We start from the raw sequence: 15,387 nt of genomic DNA, 5'->3' as shown, positions 1-15,387 counted from the left end.
GGGTCCGGCCTTCGGCTGTCGCGCTGGGGCGACGGGGTCAGAGCTGCACGCGACGCGGGTTGGCGACGGTGGTCAGCTCGGTCGCGTCGCGCAGGTCGACGACGTCACCCTCGATGTGCTTGTCCATGTCATTCCTCCAAGGTCCGGACCGGTACCCGCCCCACCGTCCGGTGGAGCGGATCTTCAGTTGGCGAACCGCGGACCGCATCGTCCTCACACCCTCACGGGTGGCGGGTCGTTCCCGGCCTCGTCACCAGCGGGTGACTGCTCCGGTACCCCGATCCTAGGAGTCCGCACCCGCCCGACGCTGCCCGAAATGCCTCCGTTCGGGGCGGCGAGCGGGTGATATCGCTCACGTGGGGTGAGGACGGTGGGGAAACGTCCCCCGTCCGGCCGCTCCCCGGGCGGTCAGGCCCGCCCGGGACGGCAGGTCATTCGGTTCCCGTGCGCCGCATCAGCCCCTGCAGGGCGGTCACGGCGTCGTCGGAGACGACCGCGGAGGCGAGGTTGGCGTCCCGCACGGCCTCGAAGACCTCCTGCCGGTGCACCCGGACGTCGCGGGGGGCGTCGATCCCCACCCTGACGACGTCGCCCCGCACCTCCAGGACACGAACGACGACGTCGTCGCCGATCACGACGGATTCTCCGGCCTTGCGGGTGAGGACCAGCATGTCCGCCAGCATAAGTGACGAAGCGTGCCCGCTCATGTGAACAGCGTGATGGCGCGCGGGGAGCGGCGACCGGTCGGGTCGGGGCGCGTCAGCCGTCGGTGCGGCGCCGGTGCTCCTCGGCCGCCTTCTGGGCCGCGGCGACCGCCTCCTCGTGCGCGGCCACCCGGGCCGCGGCCACGGTGGAGGCCCGGTAGTTCTCGTACAGGGTCCGCAGGATGCGCCCGGCCACGGCCGAGACGAGCAGGGCCAGCACGAGGTGCAGCAGTGCGGTGTCGACGTCGGTCGTGCCGCGGAACGCCCCCACCAGCGAGGGGCCGGAGAGGAGCAGGGCCGCCCCCAGGACCAGCGGTGTCACGACCCCTCCGTCCGACGATTGGCGATCTGGACCTGCATGACGTGCTGGCGGACGAACTCGGCCTGCTGCACGGGCGGCAGGAAGGCGACGACGACGGTCCCGGTGCTGCTGTCGAAGCGCGCCGGCAGGATCTCGGCGGGCTGCTCCAGCGCCCGGCCCCCGACGGTCGCCCGGAAACGCACCTGCTCCCCCGGTTGCAACCACTCCGGTGCGGTGGTCTCGGGGTCCAGGGTGAGCCGCGCCCCGCCCTCGCTGATGTCCAGGAGGTGCAGCCGCAGCTCGGGTCGGGGGGTCTCGTCGTCGGCCGCGACCGGGTCGGTGCCCTCGGCGGCGGGCAGCGGCACCATCGAGGCGTCGGTCCCCTCGGTGGGGGCCAGTGCCAGGACGACGCGACCGCTGCTCTCGACGCGGACGAAGCGGCGTCGCTGCTCGATGGTCGGGTCGTCCAGGGCCAGCAGCGTCCAGACCGGGACCGGCTCCCGGGTGATGCGCAGCAGCCGGCAGCCGCGCCGGTGCCGCCCGCGACGGCTCCCCCAGCGCACGACGACCGGGAGCCCCGCCTCGACGGCCAGGTCCCCGCCGAAGCGGGGCATGGCCACGACCAGGCAGGGCCCGTCGGCGTCGTCGCGGTGGTCCTCGACCCGGCTCAGCAGCTCGAGGTCACCCCCGTCCGCCGCGCGACCGGGCAGGGTCAGGTAGACCCGGGAGTTCAGCGGCGCCCAGCTCTCGGTACCTGCATCCCGGGCACCCGCCCGGGTCCGGGAGCGGAGCGACGTCACCGGCGACCGCGCCCGGCGCCGGCGTCGAGCAGCAGACCGGCCCAGGCGCCCGTGGTGGCGGGGCGACCGTCGAGGAAGCCGACGGGCACGTCGAGCGAGAGCGAGTCCAGCGGGTCGGGGCTCTCCCCGGCGCGGTGCACCGCGAGCCGGTCGGCGGGCACGCCGGCGGCCTGCAGGGCGTCGAGCAGGGCGCCGGTGGCGTGGGCGCGACGGGTCGCGTCGACGCAGACGACGACGGCGGCCGGGTCGAGGGCCGCGGCCAGCCGCGCGGCGCGGGCGGCGTCGGCGCCGGTCGGGCGGGCCGGCAGGGCGACGGTCAGAGGCGCGCTGTAACGGCGGGCCTGCTGGCGCAGCGCGGGGAGCTCGTCGAGCGTGATCGTCGCGTGCACGTCGGCACGACCGATGACGACGGGCGCCTCCGAACCGGTCTCGTCGGCGACGAGCAGGCCGGCCGCGACGACCGCGTCGGCCTCGCCGATGACGACGACGACGTCACCACCGCCGACCGTGAGCGGAGCCGGTACGGCGATCTCAGCGGCCAGGCGCACGGCCTCCCCGGCGTCGCCGGAGTCGGCCCGGTTCGGCCGCGGGGCGCGGACCTCGGGACGCCGGGCCTCGGGACGGAACTCCGGACGCGGGCTCTCGGCCCGGGGGGCCTCGACCGGCTGCGGTTCGTTGCGCGGAGCCTCGACCCGCGGCGCCTCGACCGGGGCGGACTGCGCGCGCTGGCCGCCGAAACGGTCCCCGCCGAAGTCCTCGTCGTAGTCGTGGCCACGACGCGCCGCGAGGAAGCGCTCGTCCTGCTCGTACCGCTCCGCGTTGCGGCCGGTGACCGGGGTCTCCCGGGGCACGGACAGGCCGTTGTTGCTGCCGTAGTTGTCGGCGCTCATGAGGTCCTCCGATCCGCCTGCGGGGGCGGTCCGCTCGCGTTGTGCGGAAGCACCATGCTCCATCACAGACGGTACAACCGGAGTGACGTTGGGTGCATCTGCCGGAGTGCCGTCGGCCAGGTGACGACGCATCGAGGCGAGCGTGAAGGCGAACGACTCGCCCTCGGTGGAGATCGGGCGGTGCGGTGCCTCGACCCGCGGGGCCGGGACGGACGCCGCCCGGAACGCGGCCGGGACGGCCTGCGCGGCGGCGGGGGCGCCCGCACCGGCGGAGATCATGGCACCGAGACGGTCGGCACCGTCGGCGGCGTCGGCCGCCGCGAGCAGGTCACCGAGCGACGCCGGGGCCGGGGTCGCCGGGGCCGGGCTCACCGGGGCGGAGGGCACCGGGGTGCCGAGCCGGCGGGCCAGCTCGCGACCCATCTCGGCCACGCTCACGTCGTCGAACCCGGGGGCCACCTGGGGCTGCGCCGGCGCGGCGGCGACCGCGGTCGCCGTCGGGGTCCGGGTGGGCAGCGGCCGGGCGGGGGCCTCGGTGGACCCGGTCGACCCGGACGACCCGGTGGACGCGGCCGGGGCGCCCGGCTCGGCGTCGGGGATCTCGATGGTCACCTCGTACCTCTCCTTGGCGAAGAACCCGGCCACCCCGCCGGTGCGGATGCGCTCGGCGCGCACGATCTGCGCGGCCTCGCCGTGCTCGGCGCGGACCTCGGCCAGCAGGGCCTGCAGGTCGTTTCCTTCACGAAGCAAGTGCATGGACACCGCTCACCGCTCCAACCGTCTCGATCCGGGGGTGGTTGCTGACGTCGTCGTAGGAGAGGACGTTCAGGCGGCCGACGGCCACCTTGAGCAGGCGCCGCAGGGGCGCTCGCAACGGGGGCGCGCAGACCAGCACGGCGGAGATGCCCTGCTGCTCGGCCCGCTCCAGGCACTGACCCGCGGAGGTCACGAGGTGCTCGGCGGTCATCGCGTCCAGGGAGAGCGTCGCGCCGTGCTCCCCCGGTCGCAGCGACTCGGCCATCTGCTGCTCCAGCAGCGGGTCCAGGGTGATGACGTGCAGGACACCGTCCTGCTCGTGCACCGCGGCCACCGCCGGCCCGAGCGCGGCCCGGGAGGCCTCGACCAGACCGTCGAGGTCGGAACCCTGCTTGCCGCGCAGGCTGAGCGCCTCGAAGATCCGGGCCAGGTCGCGGATCGGGACGCTCTCCTCCAGCAGCGCCTGCAGGACCCGCTGCACCTCGCCCAGGGTGAGGACGTTCGGGGTGAGCTCGTCGACCACGACCGGGTGGGTGCGCTTGAGCGCGTCCACCAGCGAGCGGACGTCCTCGCGGCCCAGGAGCCGGGGGGCGTGGCTGCGGACCAGCTCGCCCAGGTGCGTGATGAGCACGCTGCCCCGGTCGACCACGGTCGCCCCCATGAGCTGGGCCTGCTGGCGCAGCTCGGCGGGGATCCACTTGCCGGCCAGACCGAAGACCGGTTCGACGGTGGTCCGCCCGGGCAACCCGTCCAGGTTGTCGCCGAGGGCCAGGACCTGTCCGGGCGGGGCCATCCCGCGGGCCACCTCGACCCCGGAGATGCGCACGGCGTAGGAGGAGGCCGGCAGGTCCAGGGAGTCGCGGGTGCGGACCGGCGGGACCACGAGGCCGAGCTCCAGGGCGATCTTGCGGCGCAGGGCGCGCACCCGCTCCAGCAGGTCCCCGCCGCCGGCCACGTCGACCAGGTCGACCAGGTCCGGGGCGAGCACGACCTCCAGCGGGTCCACCCGCATCTCCTCCAGCAGCGACTCCGCCGCGTCGGTCGGCGAGACCGGGGCGGGTTCGAGCTCGAGGCGGGCCGCCTCGGCGGCCTCCACCTTCTGCTTCGCGGCGATGCGGGTGGAGGCGAAGATGGCCAGGCCGCCCACGAGCAGGAAGGGCAGCTTCGGCATCGAGGGGATGAGGGCCAGCACGATCGCGCCGCCCCCGGCGATCCGCAGGACCATCGTGTTCTGCCCGAGCTGCTTGAGGGCGTCGGAACCGATGTCGTTGGTGGAACCGGCCTTGGTGACGATGAGGCCGGTCGCGACGGACAGCAGCAGCGCGGGCACCTGGGAGACGAGACCGTCACCGATGCTCAGCAGCGCGTACTTGTTGATCGACTCGGCCGGGGACAACCCGCCCTGGATCATCCCGATCGCGAAACCACCGATGAGGTTGATCAGGACGATGACGATGCCGGCGACGGCGTCACCCTTGACGAACTTGGAACCACCGTCCATGGCCCCGTAGAAGTCGGCCTCGCCGGTGATGTCGGCCCGGCGCCGGCGCGCCTCGGCCTCGTCGATGAGCCCGGCGTTCAGGTCGGCGTCGATCGCCATCTGCTTGCCGGGCATCGCGTCCAGGGTGAAGCGGGCCCCGACCTCGGCCACGCGCTCGGCACCCTTGGTGATGACGACGAACTGGATGACGACCAGGATCATGAAGATCACCAGACCGATGACCAGCGACCCCGAGATGACGAAGTGGCCGAAGGCCTCGATGACGTGCCCCGCGTACCCGTCGGAGAGGACCAGTCGGGTCGAGGCGACGTTCAGGCCGAGCCGGAAGAGGGTCAGGACCAGGATCAGCGAGGGGAAGACCGAGAAGTCCAGGGCCCGCTTGACGAACATGACCGTGAGGAGCGCGACCAGCGAACAGGTGATGTTGGTCGCGATGAGGAAGTCGAGCACGATCGCGGGCAGCGGCACGACCAGCAGCAGCACGATGCCGACGACACCCGCCGGCACCACCAGCTGCGAGATCTTGACCTTGCCGTTCAACCCGCGTCACCACCGTCTCGTCCCGGTCACCCGTGCGGGTGACCTCTCCAACGGCCCGTCCGTGGCCCTGCTGCGCCGTCCTGGCTGACCCCTGTCTCGGCACATCCGGGCGCGGACTTGAGCCGCCGATCCGGGCGGGCCCGGACGGGTGAGGGATGAGCCGTCCGGGTGAGCGCCCCGACCGGCCCGGGCTCAGGCGACCGGCAGGGTGTGCGCGTCGCCGCCCAGCGGGGTCAGCGCCCCGCGGGTGCGCAGGTTCATGACGAAGGCCAGGACCTTGGCCACCGCGGCGTACAGCTCCGCGGGGATCTCCTGGCCGATCTTCACGCCCTTGTACATCGACCGCGCCAGCGGGACGTCCTTGACGATGGGCACGGAGTTCTCCTGCGCCCGGGCGCGGATCTTCGCGGCGATCGCGCCCGCCCCCTTGGCGACGACCTTCGGGGCGCCGCTGCCCGGTTCGTAGCGCAGCGCGACCGCGATGTGGGTCGGGTTGACGACCACGACGTCGGCCTTGGCCACGTCGGCCATCATCCGGTTGCGCGACATCTGCATCTGCTTGGACTTGATGGCGCCCTTGAGCAGCGGGTCACCCTCGGCGGTCTTGTGCTCCTGCTTGATGTCGTCCTTGCTCATCCGGAGCTTCTTCATGATCTGGCGGCGGTTCATGAAGTAGTCCCCGACCGCGATCAGCAGACCGATGACGATGGTGAGCGTCAGCATCCGACCGGTGGCCTCCCCGGTCAGCTGCAGCACCGAGGACAGCGGGGTCACCCCCGAGCGAACCAGCTGCGGCGCGAGCTCCTTGGCGACGAACCACAGCACCAGGCCGATGACCGCGGTCTTCAGCAGCGACTTCGCCCCCTCCCAGAGGCCCTGCGGGCCCCAGTGCTGCTTGAACCCGTTCACCGGGTTGAGCGAGGAGAACTTCGGCTGCAGCTTCTTCGGGGTCGGTTTGACGTTGCCCTGCACGGCCCGGCCGACGATCGCGGCGAGCACGGTGGCCGCCAGCAGGGGTCCGAGGACCCCGGGCAGCGCCGCGAAGGTGTGGACCATGCTCGCCAGGGCCCCGGCCGGGTCGGGATCGGCGATCACCACCGCGATCTGCTCTATGGCCGCCCGCCCCAGGTCCCGGCCGCGTTCGATCGTGCTCGGCACGAACATCGCCCCGGCCGCGGTCGTCAGCCACGCCGAGACGTCGCGGGACTGAGGGACGTTGCCCTCTTCCTTGGCCTTCTGGAGCTTCTTGGCGGTAGGTGCCTCGGTCTTCTCCCCGCTCACGAGCCACCCCCCAGGGCGGATCCCCCGGCCGCGGCCCGCACGACCAGGTCGCGGGCGACCCCGATCATCTCGGTCACGACGTCGGGCAGCATCGCGTAGGCGAAGCCGCCGAGGGTCAGGGTCACGATGATCTTCAGCGGGAAGCTCATGGCGAAGACGTTGAGGGCCGGCGCCACCCGGGACAGCAGGCCCAGGCCGATGTCGGTGATGAACAGGACGGCGACCAGCGGCGCCGCGATCTGCAGCGCGGCCAGCATCAGCTGCCCGATACCCTGCGTGAACGCCCCCGCCACCACCGCCGGGCTCATCACCGCGTCCAGCCCGACGACGTCGTAGCTGCGCAGGAAGCCCGCCAGGATGATCAGGTGCCCGCCGGAGAAGACCAGCAGGGCCGAGCTCGTCCAGCCGTAGAGCTTGCCGAAGATCGCGGTCTGGGACTGCATCAACGGGTCGTAGGCGCTCGCGAGCTGGAACCCGCCGAAGAGGTCGAGCAGGTCACCGGCGGCCTGCACGGCGGCGAACACCAACGCGCAGAGGGCCCCCAGGGCGATGCCGATGAAGGCCTGCTGCACGACCGCGGTGATGATGGCGGCCGGCTCGACCGGGGGCACCTGGTCGCGCAACCGGACGGCCAGCGGCAGGGCGAGCGACACCGACAGCATGGCCTTGACCCGGGCGTTGACCGCGCGGCTGTTGAAGGGCGGCGCCAGCATCAACCAGCCGGCCGCGCGCACGGAGGCGAGCAGCATGGCCAGGAGCAGGTCGACCGGGACGGGTCCCGTCGCGCTCTGGAGTCCCTGCACGGAGTCAGCCGCCGTGGGTCAGCAGGCCGGGGATCGAGTCGTACAGCGCGGTCGTGAAACTCGTCAGCTCGTGGAGCATCCACTTGCCGCAGAACACGATCGCGGTGCCGACGGCCAGGGCCTTGGGCACGAACGCGATGGTCTGCTCCTGCAGCTGGGTGACCGACTGGAACAGCGAGATGCCGAAACCGACGACGAGCGCGGTGAGCAGCATCGGCGCGCACAGCTTCGCGGCCAGCACGAGGGCCGTCATCCCGATGTGGACGGCGGTCACGTCGCTCATGGGTGGAGCACTCCTCGGTCGACCCCGACGGCCCCGGTCGGGTCGTCGTGCTGGGGACTTCATCGGCCGAACGAGTGAGAACCTTGAACCGGGCCCCGAGGAGGTCGGACGGGGTCCGCCCGGTCCCGGCGCCGGGCGGGCGTCAGGCGAGGTTCGAGGGCACCGGGAGCTCGGCCCGCACCCGGAAGCCGCCCGCGACGGGGCGGGCCTCCAGCCGTCCGCCGACCGCGCCGACCCGCTCCTGCATCCCGATGAGCCCGTGCCCGCACCCGGTGGGGGCCGGGTGCCCCGCCGTCTCGGGAACCCGCGGGGACGGGACCGGCCCGTTGTGGATCTCCAGCAGCACCGACCGGGGACGTTGCTGCAACCGCACGTCGACCTCGGCCCCGGGGGCGTGCCGCGCCGCGTTGGTCAGCGCCTCCTGCACGATCCGGTACACCGTGCGCTGCAACGGTTCCGGCAGACGTTCGGCGACCTCCGGGACGATCTCGAACCGTCCGGACAACCCCGTGGCCGCCCACAGCCGCGGCAGGTCGGCCGCCGTGCCCGGACCCTGCAGGGGCTGCCCGCCCTCCCCGCGCAACGCGACCAGCATGTGCCGCAGCTCGTCGGTGGTGCGCACGGCGGCCCGGCGGATCTGCTCGGCCGCCGTGCTCACCTCCTGCCCGTGCGGTCCCACGCGCAGGGCACCCGCCTGGACCGCGATGAGCGAGACCTGGTGGGACACGACGTCGTGCATCTCGCGGGCCAACCGGGCCCGTTCCTCGGCCCGGACGGCGGCCTCGGTCGTCGCCCGTTCCCGCTCCCGGGCCTCGGTCAGCTGCCGGACCTGCTCGCGCAGCTGGGCGCGGACCCGACGCAACCGTCCGAGCCCGGCCGCCCCGGCGAGGACGGCGGCGAGGATGAGCAGGTTCGCCGTGTTCAGCTGCCAGAAACCCGGTTCCAGGTCGAGCATGGGCCAGGCGTTCACCCCGATGCCGACCCCGATCGCCGCCACCACCACCGCCCCCCGGGCCCGTCGCTCGGCCAGGGCGTAGGCGAGGACGCCGGGGGCCAGCACGCACTGGGCCCAGCCCAGCGACGGGACCCCGACCAGGAAGGCGAGCAGCGGGAAGCGGCGCCGCAGCGGGATCGCGACCAGCGCCAGCACCGTCAGGACGAAGGGCCGGTTCCACCCCGGGGTCTGGTTCACGCTGCCCTCCAGCACGCAGACCAGCAGCAGCAGCACCTCCCCGAGCAGTAGCCGGACGGTCGCGGCCCTCCGTCCGGGGGCCGGCGGACGCCTGCTCACCGGGCTTCGAGGTGCCCGGAGCGGACCGCGAGGACGGCGGCCTGGACCCGGTTGGCGACCCGGAGCTTGGTCAGGACCGACCCGACGTGCTCCTTCACGGTGGGCAGGGACAGGTGCATCTCCGCGGCGATCTCGGAGTTCGGCGCCCCGCGGGCCAGGTGCTGCAGGACCTCGCGCTCGCGCGGGGACAGCTGCGCGATGCGGTGCGCGGCGCCCGGGTCGACCGCGGAACGCGACCGCAGGAACCCCTCGACGACGGAGGCGGTGACCCCGGAGGACAGCACCGCCGCCCCCGAGGCGAGGGCCCGCACGTGCTGGATCAGCAGGTCGGGGTCGGTGTCCTTGAGGAGGTAGCCGTTGGCCCCGGCGGCCAGCGCGGCGGCCACCTTCTCGTCGGCGTGGAACGTCGTGAGCATGGCCACGGCCGGGCGGGCTCCAGCGACGGCGGTCTCCGTCACGGAGGCGAGCACGCTCAGGCCGTCCGCGACCGGCATCCGGATGTCCAGGAGCACCACGTCGACCGGGTGCCGGGCCAGCGCCTCGGCCGCCCCGATGCCGTCGGTGGCCGCGACCACCGTGATGTCGGGGGCCGAGGACAGGATCGCGGTGATCCCCGAGCGCACCAGGTGCTCGTCGTCGACGACCAGCACCCGCACCGGCTCCCCGCCCGCGTCCTGCATCGTCCCGGCCGCCTCTCCTGCACGGGGAGCTCGCGCCGAGCCCCGGGGGCCACCCCCGTGATCCCCCGGACCAAGTATCGGCAGCCGGACCCGCTCACCGGATCCCTCCTTCCGGAGGGATCTCGGCGTCCGGCGCCGACCCGGGAGGCGGATGCCGGCGGCCCCGCCCGCCGCGCACCCTGTCCCCCGGCGCCCGGGGGGGCGCTCGCCCGGGCGGTCCGGGCGGGTGGAGGGACGGAACGGATCATGGCTCTGCGGGAGTGCAGCACGCTCGTCGTGGTCGGCGCGGCGGCCCTGCTCGGGGCCCTCGGGCTGCTGCTGACCTGGCGGCGGTGGGCCGGGCGGGGTCCGTGGGCCCTGCTGCACCGGGCGCTCGCCCTGCTGCTGGTGCAGACCGTGACCCTGCTGGCCGTCGGGATCGGCCTCAACGCCCGCTTCGCCCTGTTCGACGACTGGTCCGACGTGGTGACCGCCTTCTCCCCCGCCCTCGCCGGCACCAGCGGGCGACCCGCGCCCTCGGCCGTGCACGGGGTGCCGGCCACCCGCCCCGACGACCCGGCCCCCCAGCCGGTGGCCGGGTCCGACGGGCGGGTGTGGCGGGTGGTCGTCCCCGGAGCCGTCTCGCGGACGACGTCCTCGGCCCTGGTGGTCCTCCCGCTCGGGTACCGCTCCCCCGCCACCCTGGACCGGACCTACCCGGTGATCATGGCCCTGCACGGCTGGCCGGGGACCGAGGACCAGTGGCTGACCGCGATGCCGCTGGAGCAGGACGCCGACGCCGCCGCGGGGGCGGGGCGGCTGGCGCCCTCGATCCTCGTGCTGCCGGACCTGGAGGTCCCGGCGGGGCGCGACACCGAGTGCATCGACGGGGCCGCCGGGGACCCACAGCTGGAGACCTGGCTGTCCCGCGACCTCCCCGACTACCTGGGCCGGCACTTCCGGGCGGCGGCCGGGCCCTCGTCGTGGTCGGCCATGGGCCTGTCCATGGGCGGGTGGTGCGCGAACATGCTCGCGATGCTGCACCCCGACCGGTTCGGCTCGGCCGTGTCCTTCGCCGGCTACTACCAGCTCGACCTCGGCGACTGGCGGCCGTTCGCGACCCGCTCCCCGGCGGCCCGTCGCTACGACCTGCTCGCCCTGGAACGCCGCGACCCCCCGCCCGTGCAGCTCTGGGCGACGTCCTCGTCCTCCGACGAGCTCTCCGCCCCGACCACGACGGCGATGGCCGCGATCGTGCACGGGCCCACCACCATGACGACCGTGCCCCAGCCCGAACCGGGGCACCGGCTCGACGTCTGGGCCGGGCAGCTGCCGGAGGCCCTGGACTGGCTCGGGGGGCAGGTGGCCGGCTTCGCGCCCACCCCCGCGGCCGGATGACGGATCGGCGGGACGCGGACCCCGCCGTCGGACCCGACCGCGGGACCCGCCTACGCTGCAGCGGTTCCGGCCGTCCCGACCCCCGGGGGCGGCCCCGCCCGAGAGGCCGATGCCCGTGCCCGCCCGCCCCTTCGCCCAGGTCGACGTCTTCTCCGCCGAGCCCTACCGCGGCAACCCCGTGGCCGTCGTCCTCGAGGCCGACGGCCTCGACGAGGAGACGATGCAGAGGATCGCGCGCTGGACGAACCTTTCCGAGACCACGTTCGTGCTCGCCCCCACCGACCCGACCGCCGACTACCGGTTGCGCATCTGGACCCCGGGCGGGGAGCTGCCCTTCGCCGGGCACCCGACCCTGGGGTCGGCGCACGCCTGGGTGGAGCGCGGAGGCCTCCCCCGCGACCCGGACCGCATCGTGCAGGAGTGCGCCGCCGGCCTGGTGGAGATCGCCCGGACCCCCGACGGGTTCGCGTTCGCCGCACCCCCGGTGCGGCGCACCGGCGACCTCGATCCAGAACTCCTCGACCGGTTGACCGAGGCCCTGGGGCTCGCCCCGGAGCAGGTGCTCGGGCACCAGTGGGTCGACAACGGCCCGGGGTGGTGCGTGCTGCGGGTCGCGACCGCGGCGGAGGTGCGCGCCCTGCGACCGGACCTCGGGCGCATCCCCGAGGCGATGGTCGGCGTGGTCGGTGCCCACCCGGCCGGTTCCCCGCACGCCGTCGAGCTGCGTGCGTTCTGCCCGGGGGTCGGGGTGGCCGAGGACCCGGTGACCGGGTCGCTGAACGCCTCGGTCGCGCAGTGGTTGCACCGCACGGGGGTGCTCGCCCCGCCGTGGACCGTGACCCAGGGTTCCGCCCTCGGTCGCGCGGGGGTGGTCGGCATCAGCGTCGACGCGGCCGGAACCCTCCGGGTCGCGGGCGCCACCACCACCCTCTTCTCCGGCACGGCCCGTTTCCCGACCGCCTGAGGAGGCGCGGGAACGGCACAGGGGAACCCTGCGCTCGATGATCGAGCGCAAGGTCCCCCTGTGCCGCAACGGGTGCGACCGCTGCGGACGAGTCGTCTCAGCCGCCGTAGCTGGAGACCAGCGCCTTGATGATGAGACCCCAGCCGTCGACCATGACGAACAGCAGGAGTTTGAAGGGCAGGGAGATCGTCACCGGCGGCAGCATCATCATCCCGAGGCTCATCAACGCCCCCGACACCACGATGTCGATCACCAGGAAGGGGATGAAGATGACGAACCCGATGATGAACGCCGAGCGGAGTTCCGACAGCGCGAACGCCGGCACCAGGGTCGTCAGCGGGACGTCGGCCCGGTCGGCCGGCGCCTCGCGGTCGGCGGCCTTGGTCATCAGGGCCAGTTCCTCGTCGCGGGTCTGCTTGAGCATGAACTCCTTCAGCGGCTGCGACCCGTCCTCGAACGCCACCGTCGCGGTCTTGTCGCCGCGCAGGTAGGGCTGGATCGCGGCGTCGTTGACCTGGCTGAAGGTCGGCGCCATGACGAAGATCGTCAGGAACAGCGCGAGGCCGGCGAGCACCTGGTTCGGCGGGGCCGAGGTCAGCCCGAGCGCGTTCCGAGTCAGGCCCAGGACCACGATGATCTTGGTGAAGCAGGTGGTGAGCAGCAGCAGCGCGGGGGCCACCGAGAGCACCGTCAGCGCGATGATGATGGTGACCGACTGCGAGGGCTTGACGCCGTTGACCGACAGCCCGAGGTTCGCGTCGCTCGGCGCCGCGGGGTCGGTGGGCGCGGCCGGGGCCTCGGGGGCCACCGGGGCGGCCGGGACCGCGGCGGGCAGGGCGGCGGGGGCCGCGGCGACGACGCCGGTGCTCGTCGCGGCCGGCACGGCGGCGGCGGCCGGGCCGGCGGCCAGCAGCGCTCCCCCACCGATCAGGCCGAGGCTCAGCAGGCCGGTGGCGAGACCGCGGGACAGCGTGCGCCGCACCGGGCCCGTCGTGGTCGAGGTGGTCACCGTCGGGTCGTCCTCTCGCGCAGCACGTCGACGGCCTTGGTCCAGGTGGCGGGCGAGAGGGCCGACCCGCTGAGCGCACCCGCGCCCGGGGCGACGTTCTCGACCGCCGGGGTGGCGGCCGGCGCCGGGACGGAGACCCCGGGGATCGCGACCGTGGTCCGCTCCTCGGTGGGCTTGGCGGTCACCACGTCGAGCGGGACCTGCGAGAGCAGGGTGACCTGCTGCTCGGTGACGCCCACGATCAGCGCCTTGGTGCCGACCTTGACGACGGCGACCCCGGCCTTGTGCCCGACGGCCTGCCGGCTGAGCACCGCGACCTCCTCGGAGTTCGCGGCCGCCGCACGGGACCTGCGCATGCCCCGGGTGATGAGCCAGAGCAGGCCCAGCACCGCGACGAGCGAGGCCGCCATGCGGCCGATCGATTCCAGGGAGTCCATCAGGCGCCGACCTCGGTGCCCGGGGTGACGATCTCAGTGACCCGGATCGCGTAGTCCTCGTCGACGACGACGACCTCGCCGCGGGCGATGAGCTGGCCGTTGACCAGGATGTCGGCGGGGCTGCCGGCGGCCCGGTCGAGCTCGACGATCGAGCCCGGGGTGAGCGAGAGCAGCTCCTGCACGGTGAGGGTGGTGCGGCCCAGCTCGACCGTGACGTCCATCTGCACGTCGCGCAGCAGGTCCATGGTGCGTCGCGGCGCACCCGGGCTGGCCGACGTGCTGGCCGCGGTGACGGGGGCGTCACCGGCGACGAGGCCGATCAGGGCCAGCGGGCCGTCCTCGGTCCCGATGACGGCGACGCCGGCGGCCGGGACCCCGCCGAGCGCGGCCAGCGCCTCGGCCGGCTCGGCCTCGGCGCCGTGCTCCAGGGTGCAGGGGCCGAGCGTGGCGACCGCGGTCTCCATGGCCGGGCGCAGCGCGTCGACCGGGTCGAGGGCGCCGCCCGGGCTGGACGACAGCGCCTCCAGCGCCGCCTCCCCCAGCACGATGACGAGCGTGCCGGCCTGCGCCCCGGCGAAGCGGGCGACGACCGCGCTGCCCTCGGACCCGAGGTCGGGGGCCGCCGCGGCCGGGACGATCTCGAGGATCTGGCCGGGGGTCGGCAGGGGCAGGGCACCCAGCGCCGCCTCGGCGGCCTGGCGGACGAACGCCTGGGCGTCGGTGGTGGTGGCGGTGCTCATCGGTTCTCCTCGGGGGTGGGGACGACCAGGCAGGCGAGACGCGGGCCACGGGAGCCCGCGACGGCGGAGGCGAGACGGGCGCCGTTGACGACGACGTCGAGGGGGGCGTCGGCGCGGTGCGGCAGCCGCACCACGTCGCCGGGGGCGAGGGAGAGGATCTCCTCGGGCAGCATGCGGGCCGGGTCGAAGCGGACCGCGACCTCGATCGGGATGTCCTCGAGGTGGTCGTCGAGGCGCCCCCGCATGAGGCGGCGCTGCCGCAGCTCCTCGGGGCTGGCCACGCGCAGCTCGGCGGCGGTCAGCGCGGCCGACAGCGGGTCCAGCGGCATCGCGAGGGTGGCGCTGCCGACCACGCCGTGCACGGTCACCTCGAAGGTGGCGACGATGATGACGTCGGTGCCGGCGCCGGTCTGCGCGAGCTGCGGGTTCTGCTCGATCCCGTGCAGCTTGGGCTTGAGGTCCACGATCGTGCGCAGGGCCAGGCCGAGCTCGCCCAAGGTCTTCTCGATGAACTGCTCGGCGAGGACGGTCTCGACCTCGGTGAGGGTGCGCCGGGGCTGCGCGCCCTGGCCCGTGCCGCCGAGCATCCGGTCGACGCAGCTCATCAGGAACGCGGTGTCGAGGTGCAGGACGGCCTGACCGGGCAGGGGCTGCGGGTCGAAGAAGGCCATGATGGTCGGCGAGGGCAGCCCGCCGAGGTACTCGTCCAGCGCGTACTGCTGGACGCCGTCCAGCTCGACCTGCACGGTGGTGCGCAGGGTGGAGGACAGCAGCGTCGCCCACTGACGGCAGAACGTCTCGTAGGTGAGCTCCAGCACGCGGGCGTGCTGGCGCGACAGCTTGGTCGGCCGTCGGAAGTCGTACGGGGTGGGGACGCCGCGTCGACGGGACCGGCGGCCGCTGCCGCGGGCGGGGGCGATGCTCGTGTCGGGTGCCACGCTCACCTATCGGCACGAGGGGGGTTCACCCTTTAGCGCTAGCCCGAACGGGTTGTCCGGCCCGCCCCGACACCCTTGTCGGGACGGGCCGG

16 protein-coding genes are annotated in these 15,387 nt (G+C 74.0%); 2 read left to right on the top strand and 14 right to left on the bottom strand.

What is annotated here, in order from left to right:
* Positions 1–431: 431 nt before the first annotated feature.
* From csrA to ACFFKU_RS11815, 10 genes are all read right to left on the bottom strand, one after another.
* Entirely contained in the window at positions 432–671 is a 240-nt protein-coding gene (csrA, locus tag ACFFKU_RS11860; RefSeq protein WP_380138178.1) for a carbon storage regulator CsrA, read from the bottom strand.
* 88 nt (positions 672–759) lie between these two features.
* A complete protein-coding gene (locus ACFFKU_RS11855) occupies positions 760–1,026 on the bottom strand; it encodes a hypothetical protein (protein WP_380138176.1) in 267 nt (88 codons plus the stop codon).
* The gene (locus tag ACFFKU_RS11850; RefSeq protein ID WP_380138175.1) at positions 1,023–1,805 is read right to left on the bottom strand and encodes a PilZ domain-containing protein; all 783 of its coding nucleotides are present in this window, start codon (positions 1,803–1,805) and stop codon (positions 1,023–1,025) included. The genes ACFFKU_RS11855 and ACFFKU_RS11850 overlap by 4 nt, the downstream gene beginning before the upstream one ends.
* Positions 1,802–3,451 (bottom strand): hypothetical protein, encoded by a 1,650-nt coding sequence (locus tag ACFFKU_RS11845; protein WP_380138173.1) that lies wholly within the window; start codon positions 3,449–3,451, stop codon positions 1,802–1,804. Before ACFFKU_RS11845 ends, ACFFKU_RS11850 begins: the two co-directional genes overlap by 4 nt.
* A complete protein-coding gene (gene flhA / locus ACFFKU_RS11840) occupies positions 3,435–5,492 on the bottom strand; it encodes a flagellar biosynthesis protein FlhA (RefSeq protein WP_380138172.1) in 2,058 nt (685 codons plus the stop codon). The genes ACFFKU_RS11845 and flhA overlap by 17 nt, the downstream gene beginning before the upstream one ends.
* Before the next feature lie 192 nt (positions 5,493–5,684).
* Complete coding sequence (locus ACFFKU_RS11835; RefSeq protein WP_380138170.1) at positions 5,685–6,773, bottom strand: EscU/YscU/HrcU family type III secretion system export apparatus switch protein; 1,089 nt, start codon at positions 6,771–6,773, stop codon at positions 5,685–5,687.
* A complete protein-coding gene (locus ACFFKU_RS11830) occupies positions 6,770–7,576 on the bottom strand; it encodes a flagellar biosynthetic protein FliR (RefSeq protein WP_380138169.1) in 807 nt (268 codons plus the stop codon). The genes ACFFKU_RS11835 and ACFFKU_RS11830 overlap by 4 nt, the downstream gene beginning before the upstream one ends.
* Positions 7,577–7,580: 4 nt before the next feature.
* Positions 7,581–7,859 (bottom strand): flagellar biosynthetic protein FliQ, encoded by a 279-nt coding sequence (locus ACFFKU_RS11825; RefSeq protein WP_380138167.1) that lies wholly within the window; start codon positions 7,857–7,859, stop codon positions 7,581–7,583.
* Between the two features lie 142 nt (positions 7,860–8,001).
* Positions 8,002–9,150: a sensor histidine kinase gene (locus tag ACFFKU_RS11820; protein ID WP_380138166.1), complete on the bottom strand. Its 1,149-nt coding sequence runs from the start codon at positions 9,148–9,150 to the stop codon at positions 8,002–8,004.
* Complete coding sequence (locus tag ACFFKU_RS11815) at positions 9,147–9,830, bottom strand: response regulator (RefSeq protein ID WP_380138165.1); 684 nt, start codon at positions 9,828–9,830, stop codon at positions 9,147–9,149. The genes ACFFKU_RS11820 and ACFFKU_RS11815 overlap by 4 nt, the downstream gene beginning before the upstream one ends.
* A 246-nt stretch (positions 9,831–10,076) precedes the next feature.
* Between ACFFKU_RS11815 and ACFFKU_RS11810 the strand changes: the two genes are divergently transcribed.
* Entirely contained in the window at positions 10,077–11,207 is a 1,131-nt protein-coding gene (locus tag ACFFKU_RS11810; RefSeq protein WP_380138164.1) for an alpha/beta hydrolase, read from the top strand.
* Between the two features lie 109 nt (positions 11,208–11,316).
* Positions 11,317–12,171 carry a PhzF family protein gene (locus ACFFKU_RS11805; RefSeq protein ID WP_380138163.1) on the top strand — a complete coding sequence of 285 codons (855 nt, stop codon included), beginning with the start codon at positions 11,317–11,319 and terminating at the stop codon, positions 12,169–12,171.
* 97 nt (positions 12,172–12,268) lie between these two features.
* Here ACFFKU_RS11805 and fliP read toward each other — a convergent pair whose 3' ends face one another.
* Genes fliP through ACFFKU_RS11785 form a run of 4 tightly spaced genes read right to left on the bottom strand, consistent with a single transcriptional unit; the run spans position 12,269 to position 15,295 of the window.
* The gene (gene fliP, locus ACFFKU_RS11800; protein ID WP_380138162.1) at positions 12,269–13,180 is read right to left on the bottom strand and encodes a flagellar type III secretion system pore protein FliP; all 912 of its coding nucleotides are present in this window, start codon (positions 13,178–13,180) and stop codon (positions 12,269–12,271) included.
* Positions 13,177–13,617 carry a FliO/MopB family protein gene (locus tag ACFFKU_RS11795; RefSeq protein WP_380138161.1) on the bottom strand — a complete coding sequence of 147 codons (441 nt, stop codon included), beginning with the start codon at positions 13,615–13,617 and terminating at the stop codon, positions 13,177–13,179. The genes fliP and ACFFKU_RS11795 overlap by 4 nt, the downstream gene beginning before the upstream one ends.
* The gene (gene fliN / locus ACFFKU_RS11790) at positions 13,617–14,357 is read right to left on the bottom strand and encodes a flagellar motor switch protein FliN (protein ID WP_380138160.1); all 741 of its coding nucleotides are present in this window, start codon (positions 14,355–14,357) and stop codon (positions 13,617–13,619) included. Before fliN ends, ACFFKU_RS11795 begins: the two co-directional genes overlap by 1 nt.
* Positions 14,354–15,295, bottom strand: a complete 942-nt coding sequence (locus tag ACFFKU_RS11785; RefSeq protein ID WP_380138158.1) for a flagellar motor switch protein FliM — start codon at positions 15,293–15,295, stop codon at positions 14,354–14,356. Before ACFFKU_RS11785 ends, fliN begins: the two co-directional genes overlap by 4 nt.
* Positions 15,296–15,387 lie beyond the last annotated feature (92 nt).

The organism is Kineococcus gynurae, assembly GCF_042433995.1.
In the GTDB taxonomy this organism is placed as follows: Bacteria; Actinomycetota; Actinomycetes; order Actinomycetales; family Kineococcaceae; genus Kineococcus; species Kineococcus gynurae.
This window is presented reverse-complemented; position numbering and strand designations above follow the sequence as displayed.